This is a genomic window from Caballeronia sp. EK (assembly GCF_014384845.1).
Lineage (GTDB): Bacteria > Pseudomonadota > Gammaproteobacteria > Burkholderiales > Burkholderiaceae > Caballeronia > Caballeronia jiangsuensis.
This window is the reverse complement of record NZ_JACSUE010000002.1, coordinates 533225-550294: the sequence shown is the minus strand read 5'-3', so window position 1 is coordinate 550294 and position 17070 is coordinate 533225. Positions and strand designations below refer to the sequence as shown.

The 17070-nt window shown below is 61.6% G+C and carries 13 protein-coding genes; 7 read left to right on the top strand and 6 right to left on the bottom strand.

Annotated elements, in window-relative coordinates; translation table 11 throughout:
• Positions 1–333 precede the first annotated feature (333 nt).
• Complete coding sequence (locus IAG25_RS06910) at positions 334–4254, top strand: response regulator (RefSeq protein WP_309243924.1); 3921 nt, start codon at positions 334–336, stop codon at positions 4252–4254.
• Between the two features lie 20 nt (positions 4255–4274).
• Here IAG25_RS06910 and IAG25_RS06905 read toward each other — a convergent pair whose 3' ends face one another.
• The gene (locus IAG25_RS06905; protein WP_255503563.1) at positions 4275–5189 is read right to left on the bottom strand and encodes a response regulator; all 915 of its coding nucleotides are present in this window, start codon (positions 5187–5189) and stop codon (positions 4275–4277) included.
• Positions 5190–5571: 382 nt separating this feature from the next.
• On the opposite strand from IAG25_RS06905, the gene IAG25_RS06900 reads away from it, so the two are divergent.
• Together IAG25_RS06900 and IAG25_RS06895 are read left to right on the top strand one after the other, a co-directional pair.
• A complete protein-coding gene (locus IAG25_RS06900) occupies positions 5572–6945 on the top strand; it encodes a sigma-54 dependent transcriptional regulator (protein WP_187604185.1) in 1374 nt (457 codons plus the stop codon).
• A gap of 408 nt (positions 6946–7353) precedes the next feature.
• On the top strand, positions 7354–8664 hold the full coding sequence (locus IAG25_RS06895; RefSeq protein ID WP_309243923.1) for an MATE family efflux transporter: 1311 nt from the start codon (positions 7354–7356) through the stop codon (positions 8662–8664).
• On the opposite strand, the gene IAG25_RS06890 is transcribed toward IAG25_RS06895, so the two are convergent.
• From IAG25_RS06890 to IAG25_RS06880, 3 genes are all read right to left on the bottom strand, one after another.
• A complete protein-coding gene (locus IAG25_RS06890) occupies positions 8661–9857 on the bottom strand; it encodes an acyltransferase family protein (protein WP_187604183.1) in 1197 nt (398 codons plus the stop codon). The genes IAG25_RS06895 and IAG25_RS06890 overlap by 4 nt on opposite strands.
• Positions 9858–10010: 153 nt before the next feature.
• Complete coding sequence (locus tag IAG25_RS06885; RefSeq protein WP_187604182.1) at positions 10011–11189, bottom strand: alpha/beta hydrolase; 1179 nt, start codon at positions 11187–11189, stop codon at positions 10011–10013.
• A gap of 10 nt (positions 11190–11199) precedes the next feature.
• Positions 11200–12081 carry a LysR family transcriptional regulator gene (locus IAG25_RS06880; protein ID WP_035499714.1) on the bottom strand — a complete coding sequence of 294 codons (882 nt, stop codon included), beginning with the start codon at positions 12079–12081 and terminating at the stop codon, positions 11200–11202.
• Positions 12082–12207: 126 nt separating this feature from the next.
• Between IAG25_RS06880 and IAG25_RS06875 the strand changes: the two genes are divergently transcribed.
• The 3 genes from IAG25_RS06875 to IAG25_RS06865 all read left to right on the top strand — a co-directional run bounded on the left by IAG25_RS06875 (position 12208) and on the right by IAG25_RS06865 (position 15329).
• Entirely contained in the window at positions 12208–13491 is a 1284-nt protein-coding gene (locus tag IAG25_RS06875; protein ID WP_187604181.1) for an MFS transporter, read from the top strand.
• A 7-nt stretch (positions 13492–13498) separates the two neighbouring features.
• Positions 13499–14368, top strand: coding sequence for an amidohydrolase family protein (locus tag IAG25_RS06870; RefSeq protein WP_375336502.1), 870 nt, complete (start codon positions 13499–13501; stop codon positions 14366–14368).
• A 79-nt stretch (positions 14369–14447) separates the two neighbouring features.
• A complete protein-coding gene (locus IAG25_RS06865; protein WP_187604179.1) occupies positions 14448–15329 on the top strand; it encodes an isocitrate lyase/PEP mutase family protein in 882 nt (293 codons plus the stop codon).
• A gap of 22 nt (positions 15330–15351) precedes the next feature.
• On the opposite strand, the gene IAG25_RS06860 is transcribed toward IAG25_RS06865, so the two are convergent.
• Positions 15352–15651 carry a DUF4148 domain-containing protein gene (locus IAG25_RS06860; RefSeq protein WP_187604178.1) on the bottom strand — a complete coding sequence of 100 codons (300 nt, stop codon included), beginning with the start codon at positions 15649–15651 and terminating at the stop codon, positions 15352–15354.
• Between the two features lie 260 nt (positions 15652–15911).
• On the opposite strand from IAG25_RS06860, the gene IAG25_RS06855 reads away from it, so the two are divergent.
• Complete coding sequence (locus IAG25_RS06855; protein ID WP_035499900.1) at positions 15912–16202, top strand: DUF1330 domain-containing protein; 291 nt, start codon at positions 15912–15914, stop codon at positions 16200–16202.
• Positions 16203–16242: 40 nt separating this feature from the next.
• Here the strand turns inward: IAG25_RS06855 and IAG25_RS06850 are convergent, their stop codons facing one another.
• On the bottom strand, positions 16243–16965 hold the full coding sequence (locus tag IAG25_RS06850; RefSeq protein ID WP_187604177.1) for a haloacid dehalogenase type II: 723 nt from the start codon (positions 16963–16965) through the stop codon (positions 16243–16245).
• Positions 16966–17070: the final 105 nt, after the last annotated feature.

Genomic DNA, 17070 nt, shown 5'->3' with positions numbered 1-17070 from the left:
TATGCGAATCCCTTGTGCCACAAGGCTCGGCGCGAACTCGACCGCACGCCGGGCGACACGAGTGTCGGGCGCGAGCCAACGCTTTCCGTTCTGAAAGACGGCGGACTTCGAACATGTCCGAAGCCGAAGCCATGCTTGCGATACGGATAAAACCGCGAAAATATTCCCGTCGTGCGGGGTCAAGTTTTTGCGCCGCCGCGCCGTAGACAGATTGATGGCCGCGCAAACCGCGGCATTGCCTCGCTGGGCCGTCTGACGAACGCCCCGGACGGCGCGATAAGATACGGCAGCGCCCGATCCGGCGCCCTGCAATCGCTCATTCGGAGACACGGCGTGCTCAGTCGCCACTCGCTCACGTTCAGGATGACGGTGTTCATCGTCATCGTCTGCATGCTCCTGATCGGCACCGATATCGGGCGCAGCGTCGCCGCGCGCCGCGTGCAGATCGACGAGATGACGACGGCGACATCGAACCTAGCGCGCGCGATGGCGCAGCACGCGAACGACACCTTCAAGGAAGCCGACACGACGCTCATCGGCATGGTGGAACGCGTCGAGGAAGACGGCACCTCGCCGCAGGCGCTCGCGCGGCTGCATCGCTCGCTCGTCTCGCGCGTCGAGCAACTGCCGCAACTGAACGGCCTCTTCATCTACGACAAGACGGGCGCGTGGCTCGTCAACTCGCAGCCCAAACTCGATTCGCGCTTCAACAACTCGGACCGCGAATACTTCGACTATCACCGTACACGTACGGATCAGAATTCGCATATCGGGCCGCCGTTCAGAAGCCGCTCGACGGGCAAGTGGGTCGTGCCGATATCGCGTCGCATCGATGCGCCCGACGGCAGCTTCGCGGGAGTCGCGCTCGCGACCATCGACATCGACTTCTTCTCGCGCTTCTACGACAGCCTCGATCTCGGCCAGTCGGGCGCTGCGGCGCTCGTCCTGAATTCTGGCGTGATGGTGGTGCGCCGTCCGTTCGAGGACCGTTTCGTCGGCAAGAACGTGATCGATACGGCGCTCTTTCGCTCGCACCTGGAACAGGGCCGCTCCGGCGTGTTCACGACGCGCTCTTCGCAGGACCACATCAAGCGCCTGAACAGCCTGCGCGAATTGCAGGACTACCCGCTCTTCGTCGCGGCGGCGCTCTCGGAAGACGAAATCCTCGGGCCGTGGTGGCGCGACACGCTCTGGCACGCGTCGGTCACGACCGTGCTCGCGCTTGTGCTGGCGATGTTCGGCGCGCGGCTCGTGCGCCAGGTCACCGCGCGCACGCGCATCGAGCAGGAACTCGCCCGCAGCCTCGCGACGACGCAAACCGTGCTCGATACCGCGATCAGCCCGATCATCACCGTGGACGAGCGCGGCGCCGTCCGCTCGTTCAACTCGGCGGGCGAAAAGGTGTTCGGGTACAAGGCCGACGAGGTCATCGGGCAGAACATCCGGATGCTGGTGCCGCCGCCGCATCTGGATGCGTATAACGAATACATAATGCAATTCAAGGGCGAGAACGGCGTGGCAACCGCCGATTGCGAACTTGCCGGGCAGCGGAAGGACGGCACATCGTTTCCCGCGCACGTTTCCACGGGCGCGATGCGGCTCGATGGCGTTTTGCATTTTGTATCTGTCATTACGGATATTTCCCGGCAGAGAAAGGAGCGGACCGAGCTGGCTCAGGCGCGCGACCAGCTTCTGCTTGCCGCCGACATCGCCGAGCTGGGCATCTGGTCCTGGGATATCGCGACCGGCAAGGTGCACTGGAATGCGCGCATGTTCGAGCTCTATCAATACCCGCCGGAACTACTCGACAACGGTCTGCATTTCGAGCACTGGCGCCTGCGCGTTCATCCCGAAGATCACGACGCGATCATGAGCGACCTGCGCGCGGTCGCGGCAGGCGAGACCGAGACTTTGCCGCCGTTTCGCATCGTCCTGCCGGACGGCACGACGCGGCGCATCCAGGCTGGCCTGCGCACGCAACGCAACGCGAGCGGCGCGGCTGTCGTGATGACCGGCGTGAATTACGACATCACCGACCAATACGAGCTGGAATTTCATCTGCGCAACGCGAAGGAACAGGCGGATGCCGCGAGCGCGGCGAAGTCGTCGTTTCTCGCGAACATGAGCCATGAAATCCGCACCCCGATGAACGCGGTGCTCGGCATGCTGCATCTCGTGCAACTGACGACGCTCAACGCGCGCCAGCAGGACTATGTGAGCAAGGCCGAAACGGCGGCGAAATCGCTGCTGAACCTGCTCAACGACATCCTCGATTACTCGAAGATCGAGGCAGGCAAGCTGGAAATCGACAGCCATCCGTTCGAGCCGGAGAAGCTGATGCAGGAGCTCGGCATTGTGTTGTCGGGCAATCAGGGCACGAAAGATGTCGAAGTGCTGTTCGATCTCGATGCGTCCTTGCCGGCCGTGCTGATCGGCGACAGCTTCCGGCTTCAGCAGGTGCTCACCAATCTCGCGGGCAATGCGCTCAAGTTCACGTCGAAGGGGCAAATCGTCGTGAGCGTGCATCGATGCGAAGACGCGAACGAGTCAGCGGGCGACGCGGTGCGCGTGCGCGTCGCGGTGAGCGACAGCGGCATCGGCATCAGCGAGGAACAGCTCGGGCGCATCTTCGAGGGCTTCACACAGGCCGAAGCATCGACCTCGCGGCGCTATGGAGGCTCCGGCCTCGGCCTCGTCATCAGCAAACGGCTCCTCGCGATGATGGGTAGCCAGCTCGAAGTCGAAAGCCACGTCGGTGAAGGCAGCCGCTTCTGGTTCGACATCACGCTCGGCGTGGACACGTCCGGTGCGCTCATGCTTGACGACGTCGCGATCCCTGAACATGGCGCGCGGATTCTCATCGCCGACGACAACGCGATCGCGGGCGAGATCATGGTGCGCACGGTGCGCTCGCTCGGCTGGCAGGCGGATGTCGTGACGAGCGGGGCCGAGGCGGTCAAGCGCATCGGCGACGCTGCATTGAGCGAAGCGCCCTACGCTATCGCCCTGCTCGACTGGCGCATGCCGGGACTCGACGGCCTGAACGCTGCAAGGCAGATCAACGCGATGAAGGGCCGCGCGACCCCGCCTCTCGTGCTGCTGGTCACTGCTTTCGGACGCGAGGTTTTGCGAGAGTCGCAGGACGGCGGCGCTGCGCCCTTCGCCGCTTTTCTGACGAAGCCCGTGACACCGAAGCAGCTCGCCGCCGCGATTCGCGCCGCGCTGCCTCGCGCTAGCAAGGCGATGCCAACGACGATGCAGCCGCTGCCGAAGAAAGCCCGCCTTGCGGGACTTGCGTTACTCGTGGTCGAGGACAACGAACTCAACCGCCAGGTCGCGGAAGGCCTGCTCCTGGCTGAAGGCGCGTCCGTGACGCTTGCGGATGGCGGCCGCGAAGGCGTCGATCGGATCGTGACAGCCAATGCCCATTTCGATGCCGTGCTGATGGACGTGCAGATGCCCGATCTCGACGGCCTCGAAGCGACACGTCTGATTCGCGCGGATGGCCGTTTCGCCGCGCTGCCGATCATCGCGATGACGGCCAACGCGTCGGGCACGGATCGCGATGCCTGTTTGCAGGCCGGCATGAACGATCACGTGGGCAAGCCGATCGATGTCGAGCGGCTGGTCGCGGTGCTGCGCGCGCACGTCGATACCCAGGACATTGATGCCGAGGCGATCATCGAGCCGCGCGATTCGATCGTCGCGCGCTTCGGTGGAAATGTCGATTTGATCCGTAATGCAATCGACCGCTTCAGCCCACAGACCGACAGGCAACTGGCGCGGCTCGACTCGGCGCTTGTTGCACACGATATGCAAAGCGCCGCATCGATGCTGCATGCAATCAAGGGAAGCGCGGGCACGGTCGGCGCGGCGGCGCTCGCGAAGCTCGCAAGCACGCTCGAAACCGATACGCAAGTGCTCGAAGCAACGCGCGCGAAGCTGCCGCGCATGCGGGAATTGCTTGCGTCGAGCGTGACACGGCTCGTCGATGAATTCGGCCGGCCGTCGTCGTCCGTGAACTCGGAGACCAGCAAGTCACCGCTCGATGATGAAGACTGGCGTGCTCGGCTCGCTGCGATCATCGAATTGCTCGATGCATCGAATCTGCAGGCGATCTCTCTGTCCGAGAACCTGTCGCCTCACGCGCCGGGCGCATACCGCGAGGACTTCGAGCAGTTTCTCGCACGCGTGCGAGCGCTCGATTTCGCGCGCGCATCGGAGATCGCGCGCGATATGCTTGAGCAGGTTTGAAATGAAGGAAACGCTATAACCTAGCCGGCGCGTGTATCGCGAGCGAACACCGGAAACGGATGAACGCTCGCGCCCCTCGCTGATTCGAGCTGCGCGCGCAATTCTTCCCGTGCTTGCCGCGCCGAAGTCAACGCGCCTTGCACACGCGCCTGCAACACTGCTGACCTCGCCGGACTCGCGATGACATCCGCTGCGCCGGCATCGAGCGTGCATTGCTCCGTTTCGATATCGCGCGCATCGGCCAGCACGACGATGGGCACGTGAGCCAGTTCCGCCAGCAACGTACGCACGGCTTCGCAAGGGTAATCGCAGCAACGCGCATCCAGCACGATTGCATCCGGCTCCTTGCTTTGAGCGAGACGCACAGCGGCTTCGCAATCCTTCACCACGTCGAGTGCGCCGATGGCTTCGAGCGCATGGCGATGCGCCTCGACCATGTCGTCAGAAAGGATGCCGAGCACGCGCACGCCCGTGGGTTTCGTCACCGCGGGCTTCGCTGCCTGTGCCTCCATCACGCGATGCCGCAAACGGAGCTGCGCCCGCACGCGCGCGCGCAAGCGTGGCGCGACGAGCGGCTTGATCACGTAATCGGCGGCGCCCATGCGAAACGCATCGACTTCGAGCGCGGGCGCGTCGTGACTCGTGATGAAAATGACCGGCACACGCGCGAGCTTCGCGTCGCTCTTGAGAATCTCGCAGACATCGAAGCCCGTCATGTTGGGCAGATTGGCATCGAGAAGAATGAGGTCCGGCGTCGACTCGCGCGCCAGGGCCAGCGCGGCCTCGCCCGTGAGAGCAAAGCGCTGGTTGGGAAATTCCGCAAGCATTTCGCCGATGACGCGGATCATCGCCGGATCGTCGTCGACCAGAAGCAAACGCGGCTGATAGGTTGAAGTGCGATTCTCTGGATTTTCCATGTTCGAACGGGTATTCATCAGACGGACGCGTTTACGAACTCTACGCTCGCAATGGCAGCGCCACAAAAATGCATGAGCTACCAATTATCTGACATTTCAGCGCCGGCCACTTTCAGCTATGCAGATACATGCTGGACAAATCATATTCATAAGTGAATAAGTAATTTGTTCCGCCATATCTCCTCGGACGAAAGCCTCCCAGCATATGGTTGAGCGCCCTAAAGCACATGCGTGCATTTAATTTCTGCACGAACGTAATGCAAAGATTACTCTCACGTACTTAATCGATTCCGCCGATCAATGTAAACAATCAAAATCTGGTTATCGTTTGCGAGACGTTTTACATTGCGGCAACCGGGCGCATACTTGCCGCTACACCTAAAAAAAGCCGGGAAAAGCCATGTACGGGGAAGCCAGAACGCTCTATTTCGTTGGTCGGGCCGTATCGGACGATTTGTCCGGGCGTTTGCATGATCGCGGCTGGGCCATCGAGCGCATCGATCCGGCAAAGCCGCCCAAATCCGCCAAGCACGGCAAGCGCGCCGCCGCAGGGATCGTCGATCTGACGAGCCGCGGCTTCGCCGCCGAAGCGGCCACGCTTACCGCGATGCTCGCAAGCTATCAGATCGGCTGGGTCGCGACCGTGGACGCCGAGCATGTCGATAACCCCGAGATTTGCCGGCTGATTCGCGATTTCTGTTTCGACTATGTGACGGTGCCCTCTTCGGCGGACCGTATCGTCGATGCAGTCGGGCATGCGTACGGCATGGTGTCGCTGCATGACACCGCCAGCAACGATCCCCGCAAAGACGATTGCAAGGAAGGCAGCATGGTCGGCTCCTGCGATGCGATGCAGGCGCTGTATCGCTCGATTCGCAAAGTCGCGATGACCGATGCGCCCGTTTTCATCTCCGGCGAATCGGGTACGGGTAAGGAACTCACGGCGGTCGCGATTCACGAGCGTTCGGTGCGCCGCGATCAGCCGTTCGTCGCGATCAATTGCGGCGCGATACCCGCGCATCTGCTGCAATCGGAACTCTTCGGCTATGAGCGCGGCGCGTTCACGGGCGCGAATCAACGCAAGATCGGACGCGTGGAAGCAGCCGACGGCGGCACGCTCTTTCTCGATGAAATCGGCGATTTGCCGCTCGAAAGCCAGGCAAGCCTGTTGCGCTTCCTGCAGGAGCGCAAGATCGAGCGTCTGGGCGGACAAGGGTCTACGGATGTCGATGTGCGCATCATTTCAGCGACGCACGTCGATATGCAGTCGGCGATGATCGAAGGACGTTTCCGTGCGGACTTGTACCATCGTCTGTGCGTATTGCAGATCGACGAGCCGCCGCTGCGCGTGCGCGGCAAGGATATCGAACTGCTCGCGAATCACATGCTCGATCGCTTCAGAAAGGATGCGAGCCGCCGGCTGCGCGGCTTTTCACCGTGCGCGATCGCGGCGCTTCATAACTATGGCTGGCCCGGCAATGTGCGCGAATTGATCAATCGCGTGCGCCGCGCAATCGTCATGTCGGAAGGACGGCAGATTCTCGCAGCCGATCTGGAACTGGGCGAATATGCCGAAGCCGCGCCGATGACACTTGCGCAAGCACGCGAGGCCGCCGAGCGGCAGGCTATCGAAGTGGCGCTGCTGCGTCATCGCGGCCGTCTCGGTGAAGCTGCTGATGAACTGGGTATCTCTCGTGTCACGCTGTATCGCATGCTGACTGCGTATGGTTTGCGCGTGAAACCGGACCGCCCTCTGGAGGCGTCGGGCGGCTAGCGCTTAATGATCTCGTGCGTGAATCATGATTCGCTTAAAAGCGCGCGAAGGAACCTTTGTTCGTGCTCGGCACTCCAATCACCGCATCGCAATCGATGCATCGTGAAAGCCTGAAGCGGCATTCGCGCATCATGCGCCGTTAGCCTCGTCACGCCTTTCCTCTTATAGCCCGCTGGCGTATTCTCGCGCCGCCAGCCACGCGCTACGCAGTCTCGTTTCATTCATATGCAGCCCGCCCGAGTTTTTTCGGCGCGCTCATACAGCGCTCATTCGCATGCCATAACCTTGACTCGCACGTCGAATGCGTCGCGTGCTGGTATTGGCGTGCTAGCGAGTAATCTCGGGTTGTCAGTCATGGTTTCGCTCAACAAAAACGTATCCCTCGTTCGTCAATTCTCGAACTACGCCGTGCCTACCGTGCTCGCGGCATGGGTGTACTGCATGCACTCCGTCATCAGCGGCATCTTTATCGGACGCCATGTCGGCGCCGATGCGCTTGCCGCGTTGAATCTGCTCGTCCCCCTGCTTTATCTGCCCTATGCATTCAGCGTGATGATCGGCGTCGGCGGATCGACGCTCGTCTCACGCCTGCTCGGCGAGCGGCGCGAACGCGAAGCCGCCGAAGCATTCACGCAAGCGCTTTGGCTGCTCGGCTTATGCGGCGTGGCGTTCTCACTCGCCATTTATTTCTATGCCGATACCTTCGTGCAATGGACAGGCGCTCGCGGTGAACTCGCGCGCCTCGCAAAAGATTTCCTGCATGCCTATGCGCCGTTCGTCCTGTTTCCGACCGCATGTTATGCACTCGAACTCTTCCTGCGCATCGAAGGCGCGGCCAAGTTCGGCCTCGTATGCCTGATCGCGGGCGGCGTCGCCGACGTCGCGTTGACATGGTGGATGGTCAGTCACATGCAATGGGGCATGCGCGGCGCGGCGCTCGCGTCGGGCATCAGTCAGGCACTCGCCTGCGTCCCGATGCTGGCCTATCACTTCGTCAGGGCCCGACACGTTCGTCCCGTCGCGCATGCCTTCGCACGGCTCGATCACGCGTGGCGCATGGCCTACAACGGCGTATCCGAGTTTCTCGGTGAGATCGCGCCGAGCGTCACGCTCTTCGCGTTCAATCACGCGGTGCTGCGCTGGCTCGGCGACACGGGTCTCGTTGCGTTCGCGGTCGTCGAATACATGACGATGATCGCGTCGGTCACGATGGTCGCGCTCGTGCAAAGCATGCAGCCGATCGTGAGCTATCAGCGCGGCGCGGGCAATGCGCATGCCGTGTCGCGCGCGTTTTCGATCGGCATCATGGTCACGGCCGGCTTCGCGCTAGCTGCCGCCTTCGCGATTCTCACGCTCGCACAACCGCTGGGCGCGCTCTTCGTGCCCGACAGTGCGGCGGCGCAAGCGCTCCTGCGCGACGCGTTGCCGTGGTGCGCGCTCGCGTTCCTGCCGGCCGCAATCAATGTCGCGATCAGCGGCTATCTGACCGCCATCGAGGCGCCGCTCGCGTCGATGATCGTCGCGCTGCTGCGTAGCTGGATGTTGCTGCTGGCGATGCTGTGGCTTCTCACCGAATGGCTCGGGCCGAACGGCATCTGGATGACCGTCGCCATCACCGAACTGGCGACGCTGGCCGTGAGCATCGTTTTGTATCGCACGCGCGGTCGGCGCATCGATATGGCGGTGACGTTCACGGCTCAAGCGAATCCTCGCGGCTAAGCGTCACGCGTCAGGTGAAAACGTCTGTCCACCGATGCGAGCAGGCGTCTCGACAAGCGCGTCGCACGCCCTTGAATCAGACGGTCCGACACGCGCGAAAGCGCATAAGAAACGACCAGCACCACGATCAGTGTCGCGCCGAATAGCGCGAGAGAAGTCTCACCGTTCTTTTCTCCGAATGTGTGATCGAAGAAATGAAACGTCGCATAGACGCAGATGAAGTGCCAGAGATAAATGCCATAACTTTCGCGGCCGAGCGCGGCGGCGCAACGTCGGACGAACGTGGCGCGCGGCGCCGCTCGCGCGCTATCGCGGCGTCTTCGAGCGTGATGCGAACACACGAACAGCAGAAACGCCACGGCGCTGCATGCGGCAAACACGGGCGCAAGTGCATGCGCCTTGTCGAGCCATACGCCGAGCGCGGCGGTCGCGAGTGCAAAGCCCAATGCGAGCGAAAAATAGAGCCACGATATGCGCCTCGTGACATCGGACGCGCCGAGCAAATGCGAGCGGAATGCATACCACGCCCACATGCCGATGATGAAGCACGGCCCTTGCACAGGCGGCCAGAAGTAACTGAACGTGTTATTGGCGACATTGCAATCGAGGCTGCCGTTGCAGTCGCTCATCGACATCGTTGCATAAGAGAGAGCCAGCAGCAGAGCCGTAGCGAGCAGCAGACGCGCGCGATTCATCGCGAGGAAGAACAGCAGCGGCGCGATCAGATAGAACAGCATCTCGACACCGATCGACCATCCTCCCGGCACGACGTTATTGATCGCGGTCGGTGAAAACGCATGCAGAAAGAGCATGTTGAGCAGAACGTCCATCGGGCCATGCGCGCCGAGAATCCATGCCCGCTCGATACCCGAACGCATCGCGCCATAGCTGATGAGGCCATAGACCGCGATCGCCGCGTAATACAACGGCGCTATGCGAAAGAATCGTTTGATGTAGAAGCGCAACGTGACATGACGCGCATCCGCGCAGCGCGCGTGATCCATTTCGAGCGTCATGAAGATCGTGATCGCGCTGATCACGAAGAAAAGCTGCACGCCGTATTGACCCATGCGCGCGATGAGCGTCACGGCGCCGGGCAGATTGGGGAATTGAAACGACAGGTGTACTGCAACTACCCCGACGATCGCGAGCGCCCGGCCTGCGTCGAGCGCGGCAACACGTCCTTTATCCATCGATACTCTCCTCGCGGTTGATGCCGACCTTCGAAGGCCGCGAGGCTGGTGGACACTGGCGCTTTCGGTGAAGTTCCTGCGAATGCCGATGCACCGGCAACTCTTACAAGAGGAAACTTCATACACTTCTTGATACAACTCTTCGTGCACTCGCTAGATCGCGGGCGCATCCTGCCTCAGAAACCGCAGGATGCGGCTGACGACGGTACTCGGCTGCTCCTGCTGCACCCAGTGCCCCGCGCCTTCGATAAGATGCGTCGCGCGGAAATTGGTGCAGGCCAGTACGCGCATCGCTTCGAAATCGCCTGGGCGCTGGTAATAGCCCCAGTCGCTCGCGCCCGCGATGAAACATGACGGCACGTCGATCGTGCATGCCGACCAAAGCCGTAATTCGGCCGCATAGTGCGGGTCTGTGCCGCAGCGATACCAGTTCAATCCGCCCTGAAATCCGGTGCGCGTGTACTCGCTCTCATACACGTTCAAATCCCGATCGGAAAGCCATGCGCATGCGGCGATCTTATCGGCGGCGGGCATATGCTCCGCAACGGTCTGCGGCATCGTCGCATCCGCATTCATCACGTAGTACGTGGGCAGCATCGCGAGTTGATCGGGCGTGACGGATGCAAGCGGATGAGGATGATTGCCCGGCCAGTCCGCGCTCTTGACGTGGTAATACGCGCGGAAGAACGCGGCGAGCCCTTGCGGCGCGTGCCACATATCGTCGTTGGCCTGCGCGCCCGAGTAATACCATTGATAATGCTTGCGCGGCGGATCGAGCGATTGAAGCCCCGCCACTGCCTCCGCCATGACCGATGGAGCAGTTTCGATACGCGCGAGGCTCGCATCGTCCTTCGCGGTATTGAACGCGAATGCGGGCGGCCCCGCGAAAGTCGCGCTCATCATCACGACGGACGCGAACACATCGGGGCGAATCAACGCACACCACGCGGCCACAGGCGAGCCGAAGTCATGACCGATGACCGATGCAACTCTGCGATAACCCAGCGCCGAGACGAGGCCCAGCACATCGCGCACGAGGTTCGGAAAGTTGAACGCGTCGAGATCGGTATCGAATAGAGCAGCGCCGCCGACCGTGCGTCCATAACCTCGCTGATCGGGTGCGACGACATAAAAGCCCGCATCCGCCAGCGGTATCATGATCTTGCGCCAGCTATAGGCGAGCTCGGGAAAGCCGTGCAAGAGCACGATGCAAGGCCTTTCAGGTGCATCGAATCCGGCTTCGAGCACATGCATCGAAAGTCCGTTGCCGTTGTCGATCATGCGCGCGCGAATGCCCTCCGGCAAAGGCAGATCGTTCGAAATTTCATTCATGCATGTCTCCTCATGCTTCGAGCAAGGCCGCGAAGCGATCCGCGAGTGTGGGCCGCGAGCGCATCGGCCATATTGCACTGAGTTCGAAGGGTGGCAGGTTATCGCCGTCGCGCACATCGCAAAAGCGCACGCCAGCGAATTGCAGCGCCGTCACCGATTGCGGCAAAAGCGATGCGCCGCATCCCGCCGCGACGCAAGCGAGTACGGTCAGCGAGCGATTCGCGTCCTGCACGACGTTCGCTTCACAACCTGCCTTACGAAAAGCACTCAGGATGCCCGCGCGTACGACCGGTAACTGATCGCTGGGAAACCACACGAGGCCCGCATCGGAAAGATCCTTCAGGCCGACTTTTCCATCGTCGCCGATAGCAAACGAGAGCGGCAGCACGGCCAGCAAGCGTTCTCTTGCGATCATCTTCTCGCGCATGCGCCCTCCCACCGCGACGGGCGTATGCAGCAAACCGATATCGATCGTGCCTTTCTCCAGCGCGCTCGCCTGCTCCGCATTGCTCATTTCCCTGAGCATGAGTTCGACATTGGGCACTTCCTCACGCAGCGCCGCAATTGCGCGAGGCAAGAGACTGAAAAGCGCCGCCGATGCAAAGCCGATCGTGAGCCGCCCGCCACGCTGCGCGCCGATTTCCCGTGCGCGGTGCGATGCGGCATCGATACGCGCCACGCTCAATCGTATGTCTTCGACGATCGCTTCGCCTGCCGGCGTCAATTGCGCGCCACGGCGCGTGCGCTCGAAGAGTTTCACGCCCAGATCGCGTTCCATGCGCGAAAGGGCCTGGCTCAACGCGGGTTGCGCGATATCGAGCACCTCGGCCGCGCGTGTCACGCTGCCTGCATCGACCACGGCGAGGAAGTATTTGAGGTTGCGCGTCTCCATGTCGCGAGCATATCAAAATGTTATGAAAAACGAACGTATCCATAGTATGCGAGGCCGCGATTCGTTTCTAGAATGCAGTGACATATTGAACAAGAGCCGGCCCGGCGCCAGCACAGGAGACGCAAGATGAATTGGTACCGTGAGATTTCCACGGCGGAAAAACGCACGCTATGGGGATGCTTCGCAGGCTGGGCGCTCGATGGCGTCGATACGCAGGTATTCAGCCTCGTTATCCCGACGCTCATCGCGACCTGGGGCATCGGCAAGGGACAGGCGGGTCTGATCGGCGGCGCGACGCTCGTCGCGGGCGCATTGGGCGGACTGCTCGCGGGCGTGCTCTCCGATCGCATCGGGCGCGTCAAGGCATTGCAGGTGACGGTTCTCTGGTTTTCGCTCTTCACGTTTCTCAGCGCCTTCGCGCAGAACTTCGAGCAATTGCTCGTGCTCAAGTCGCTTCAGGGTCTGGGCTTCGGCGGCGAGTGGACGGCGGGCGCGGTATTGCTCAGCGAAACGATTCGCGCGAAACATCGCGGCAAGGCTATGGGCATCGTGCAAAGCGCATGGGGCTTCGGCTGGGCCGGCGCGGTATTGCTCTATACCATCGTGTTCTCATACGTTTCACCCGATTGGGCCTGGCGTGTGCTGTTCGCGGTCGGTCTATTACCCGCGTTGCTCGTGGTCTATATGCGCCGCAATATCGTAGAGCCGCCGCGCGAATCGAAACCTGTCGAACAAGGTGATGAGCAACCTCGAGGCACGTTCGCTATTCTCGCCGGCATCTTTCATCCGTCGGTATTGCGCACGACGATCGTCGGCGGATTGATCGGACTCGGCGCGCATGGCGGTTATCACGCCATTACGACATGGCTCCCGACTTACCTCAAAACCGAACGTCACTTGTCCGTACTCGGCACGGGCGGCTATCTGGCCGTCGTGATTACCGCGTTCATCATCGGATGTTTTGTCAGCGCGTGGTTGCAGGACAAGATCGGTCGCCGGAAAAACGTGATTCTCTTCGCGATCTGCTGCGCGGTCACGGTCAACGTGTATGTGTTTCTGCCTATCGGCGATGTTGCAATGCTGATGCTGAGCTTCCCGCTCGGGCTCTTCTCCGCGGGCATTCCGGCGACGCTCGGCGCGCTCTTCAACGAGCTGTATCCGCAAGGCGTGCGCGGCACGGGCGTCGGCTTTTGCTACAACTTCGGGCGCGTGGTGTCCGCTGTGTTTCCGGTGCTCGTCGGGCACATGGGCAATTCGATGCCGCTTGGACAAGCGCTCGGCATCGATGCCGGCATCGCATATGGACTCGTCGTCGTGGCTGCGTTGCTGTTGCCCGAAACGAAAGGCCGTCGCATTGCGACCGTGCCCGCTCAAGCTGCATCGAGCGAGCGATCGCCCACGCATGTCTGATCTATCCATGATGCATACACTCCACTCCACACTCGCCGACGAGCAATGGCTCGCAACGACGCCCGCGGCAATCGAAGCCATCGACAGTCACGCGCATGTCTTCGTGCGCGGCCTTCCGCTCGCACCGCATCGCCGTCATGCACCCGACTACGATGCGACGCTCGATGCCTACGCGGATCATTTGCGCGCGAACGGCATATCGCATTCGGTGCTCGTGCAGCCGAGCTTTCTGGGTACGGACAATTCATTTTTCCTCGATGTGCTGCAGCGCTTTCCGCAACGCTTTCGTGGCGTAGCCGTCATCGATTCTTCCATCAGCGATGATGAATTGCGGCATCTCGCGGCGCATGGTGTCGTCGGCATGCGGCTGAATCTGATCGGCCTTGCGCTGCCCGATCTGCGCGAATCTCATTGGCGCGAGTTATTCAGACGCATCAATGCGCTCGGCTGGCACGTCGAGATTCATCGCGATGCGGTCGATTTGCCGATGCTCATTACGCCGCTGCTCGAACAAGGTTGCACGATCGTGGTCGATCATTTCGGCCGACCCGATCCCGCATTCGGCGTCGACGATCCGGGCTTTCGCTATCTTCTGACGACGGCAAGGAGCGGGCGCGTGTGGGTCAAGCTATCGGCGGCTTATCGCAGCGTCCGCGGCGAAAGCGGCGTCGCGATCGGCCAAGCGCTCACGTCAGCCTTGCTCGATTCCTTCGGCGCGGCGCGGCTCGTATGGGGCAGCGACTGGCCGCATACGCAGCATCAAAGGCTGATCGACTACGACGCCTCCCGCGATGCGCTCGACCGCTGGATTCCGGACGCATCGCTGCGTACCATCGTGTTGCGCGATTCGGCGCGCGCCCTGTTTCGCTTCGCGTGATAGCCACGCGAGCGCCGAAGCGCATCGCGGGTTAGCATTGCAGACGCCGAACATGAACTCACTTTCCGGACCCGAAGCCATGACCACTTCCTCTTCACGCCGCCGTGCCGCCTTTCGCGAACGGGTCAACGCACGCAGCGCCCTGCTCCTGCCCGGCGCGTTCAATGCGATGAGCGCGCGCGTCGCGGCCGATCTGGGTTTCGAAGCGATCTACATCACCGGTGCGGGCGTGACGAACATGTCGCTCGGCATGCCGGACCTCGGCTTCATCGGCCTCGCGGAAATTGCGGAGCATACGTCGCGCATTCGCGATGCAGTGGACGTGCCGCTCATCGTCGATGCGGACACGGGCTTCGGCAATGCGCTCAACGTGCGTCATGCAGTGCGCACGCTGGAACGCGCGGGCGCCGATGCGATTCAACTCGAAGATCAGGTGATGCCAAAGAAGTGCGGCCATTTCGCGGGCAAGGCCGTGATCTCGACGAATGAAATGGCAGGGAAGATACGCGCGGCGGTCGATGCGCGCGAAGACGATAACTTCCAGATCATCGCGCGCACCGATGCGTGCGCGGTGGAAGGCTTCGATGCGGCGATCGAGCGCGCGCGCGCATTCGTCGAAGCGGGCGCCGACATTCTCTTTGTCGAAGCTATCGAAACGCCGGAGCAGATCGCATCGCTGCCGAAGCTGCTCGATGCACCGCAGCTTATCAATATCGTGATTGGCGGTAAGACGCCCGTAACGGATCAGGCCGATCTGGCGCGCCTGGGTTTCAGTCTCGTGCTGTATGCGAATGCCGCCTTGCAAAGTGCCGTGCGCGGCATGCAGACCGCGCTCGGCGCATTGAAATCGCAAGGACGGCTCGATGAAGATCCGGCAGTCGTCACGCCGTTCGCCGAACGTCAACGTCTCGTGAACAAGCCGCTCTTCGACGAACTCGATCGCAAATATGCCGCGGACTGAGTCCTTCGCCTGAAGTAACGGCTTATCGCGAGTACATCGCGTTCCAGTCCGATTGCGACACGCGCGCACCGCCCGATTGCGCCGTGCCGTTAGCCGCACCGCCATAAGCCGTCGCGCCATCGCGTGCGGCGAGCTTCGCTTCGGCTGCCTGAATCGCTTCCGGATAGTGAGCCTGATCGCCGTCGCCAACGTGATAACCCACGCTCTGCAATTCGGCGAGTTCCGCACGGACCTGAGCCCGCGTGATCTGGCTTTGAGCAAACGAAGCGACAGGAACGACAAGAACGGTTGCGACGACGGCTGCGCGAATGATCGACTTCATGATGAAACTCCAGTGTTATGAGGTGCCTGGCTTCGAACGGGATGTCGTTCGAAAGCAGTAATGGCAGTCTATGACGCTGGTCTTCACGGGTTAACCCCTAGCGCAAGAAAGCACCTTTCACGGAAACACGCAGAATCGAGCGCGCGGACGGCGCGGGCATTCGCATTCGAGAATTTGCTATGCTGGCCGCCGGACTGAACGCAATCGCGCATTGCGTTCGCCTCATGGCGCAAAGCGCCCGTCAAACACTGGAGATACAGATGGCAAAAGGATATTGGGTCAGCGTGTACAAGAAGATCATGAAGCCCGAGCAAGCCGCTGAATACGCGAAGATCGCAACGCAAGCCATCGCGGAAGGCGGCGGCCGTCCCCTCGTTCGCGGCGTCGCGGCGATGGCGCAGGGTGAAGGCGCGATCGAGCGCACGGTGGTCATCGAATTCGATTCTCTCGATGCAGCCGTCGCCGCTTATAACAGCGCGACTTATCAGCACGCGCTGGAAGTGCTGGGCGATTCCGTGGTGCGCGACTTCCGCGTCGTCGAAGGCGCTTAACGGCGCTTAAAGTCGCTTCATCGGCCGATGTTATCGGCGCTCAGGCGCCCACGGCATCGGCCAGTTCGTTCATGTCGTTCGCGACGACATCCCAATCGCTCTCTGCTTTCAGATCCACTTTCTGGCCCGGTCCGCGCTCATACGGACGCGCGATGAACGCAGTGCGCAAGCCGCACTTTCTTGCCGCAGCGAGATCGTCGTTATGCGCGGCGACGAGACAGACCTCTTCCGGCTTCAGCATCAACACATCCGCCGTGCGCAAATAGGCTTGCGGATCCGGCTTGTAAATCTGCGCGATCTCCGCGCCGAGAATCGCATCCCAGGGCAGTCCGGCACGCTTCGCCATATCCACCATCAGCCTGATATTGCCGTTCGAAAGCGGCGCGATGATATGGCGCGCCTTGAGCCGTTGCAGGCCCGCTATCGAATCCGGCCACGGGTCGAGTCGATGCCACGCGAGATTGAGTTCGTCGAGCGTCTCGGAGGGAACAGCTTTCGGATCGATGCCGAACTCCGGCAAGACATCCACCAGATTCTCGCGATGCAGCACATCGAGCCGCACGAACGATCGCTCGCCGCCGATGATCTTGCGCATCGCGGGCACATAGCGGCTGCGCCATGCATCCGCGAAGGCTTCAGGCGCAGCGCCCGTTGCGCCGTGGCGTTGCAGGAACGGCGCGGCCTCGCGCGCGACGCCGCCGCGCCAGTCCACGACCGTGCCGAATACATCGAATACGAATGCTTTCACGTTGCGCAAGGTCACGTGTATCTCCCATTGAATGATTCGTCTGATCGATTCGCCCGCGACGCATTTGTTCCTCGCGTGCAAGACTGATTGTCCATCGCGTGTGTACGCAACGAATCTCGA

Bases quoted from the DNA above. Each gene is read 5' to 3' on its own strand.
- IAG25_RS06905 (WP_255503563.1), bottom strand. From the start codon at position 5,189: ATGAATACCCGTTCGAACATGGAAAATCCAGAGAATCGCACTTCAACC.
- IAG25_RS06900 (WP_187604185.1), top strand. From the start codon at position 5,572: ATGTACGGGGAAGCCAGAACGCTCTATTTCGTTGGTCGGGCCGTATCG.
- IAG25_RS06890 (WP_187604183.1), bottom strand. From the start codon at position 9,857: ATGGATAAAGGACGTGTTGCCGCGCTCGACGCAGGCCGGGCGCTCGCG.
- IAG25_RS06885 (WP_187604182.1), bottom strand. From the start codon at position 11,189: ATGAATGAAATTTCGAACGATCTGCCTTTGCCGGAGGGCATTCGCGCG.
- IAG25_RS06880 (WP_035499714.1), bottom strand. From the start codon at position 12,081: ATGGAGACGCGCAACCTCAAATACTTCCTCGCCGTGGTCGATGCAGGC.
- IAG25_RS06875 (WP_187604181.1), top strand. From the start codon at position 12,208: ATGAATTGGTACCGTGAGATTTCCACGGCGGAAAAACGCACGCTATGG.
- IAG25_RS06870 (WP_375336502.1), top strand. From the start codon at position 13,499: ATGATGCATACACTCCACTCCACACTCGCCGACGAGCAATGGCTCGCA.
- IAG25_RS06865 (WP_187604179.1), top strand. From the start codon at position 14,448: ATGACCACTTCCTCTTCACGCCGCCGTGCCGCCTTTCGCGAACGGGTC.
- IAG25_RS06860 (WP_187604178.1), bottom strand. From the start codon at position 15,651: ATGAAGTCGATCATTCGCGCAGCCGTCGTCGCAACCGTTCTTGTCGTT.
- IAG25_RS06855 (WP_035499900.1), top strand. From the start codon at position 15,912: ATGGCAAAAGGATATTGGGTCAGCGTGTACAAGAAGATCATGAAGCCC.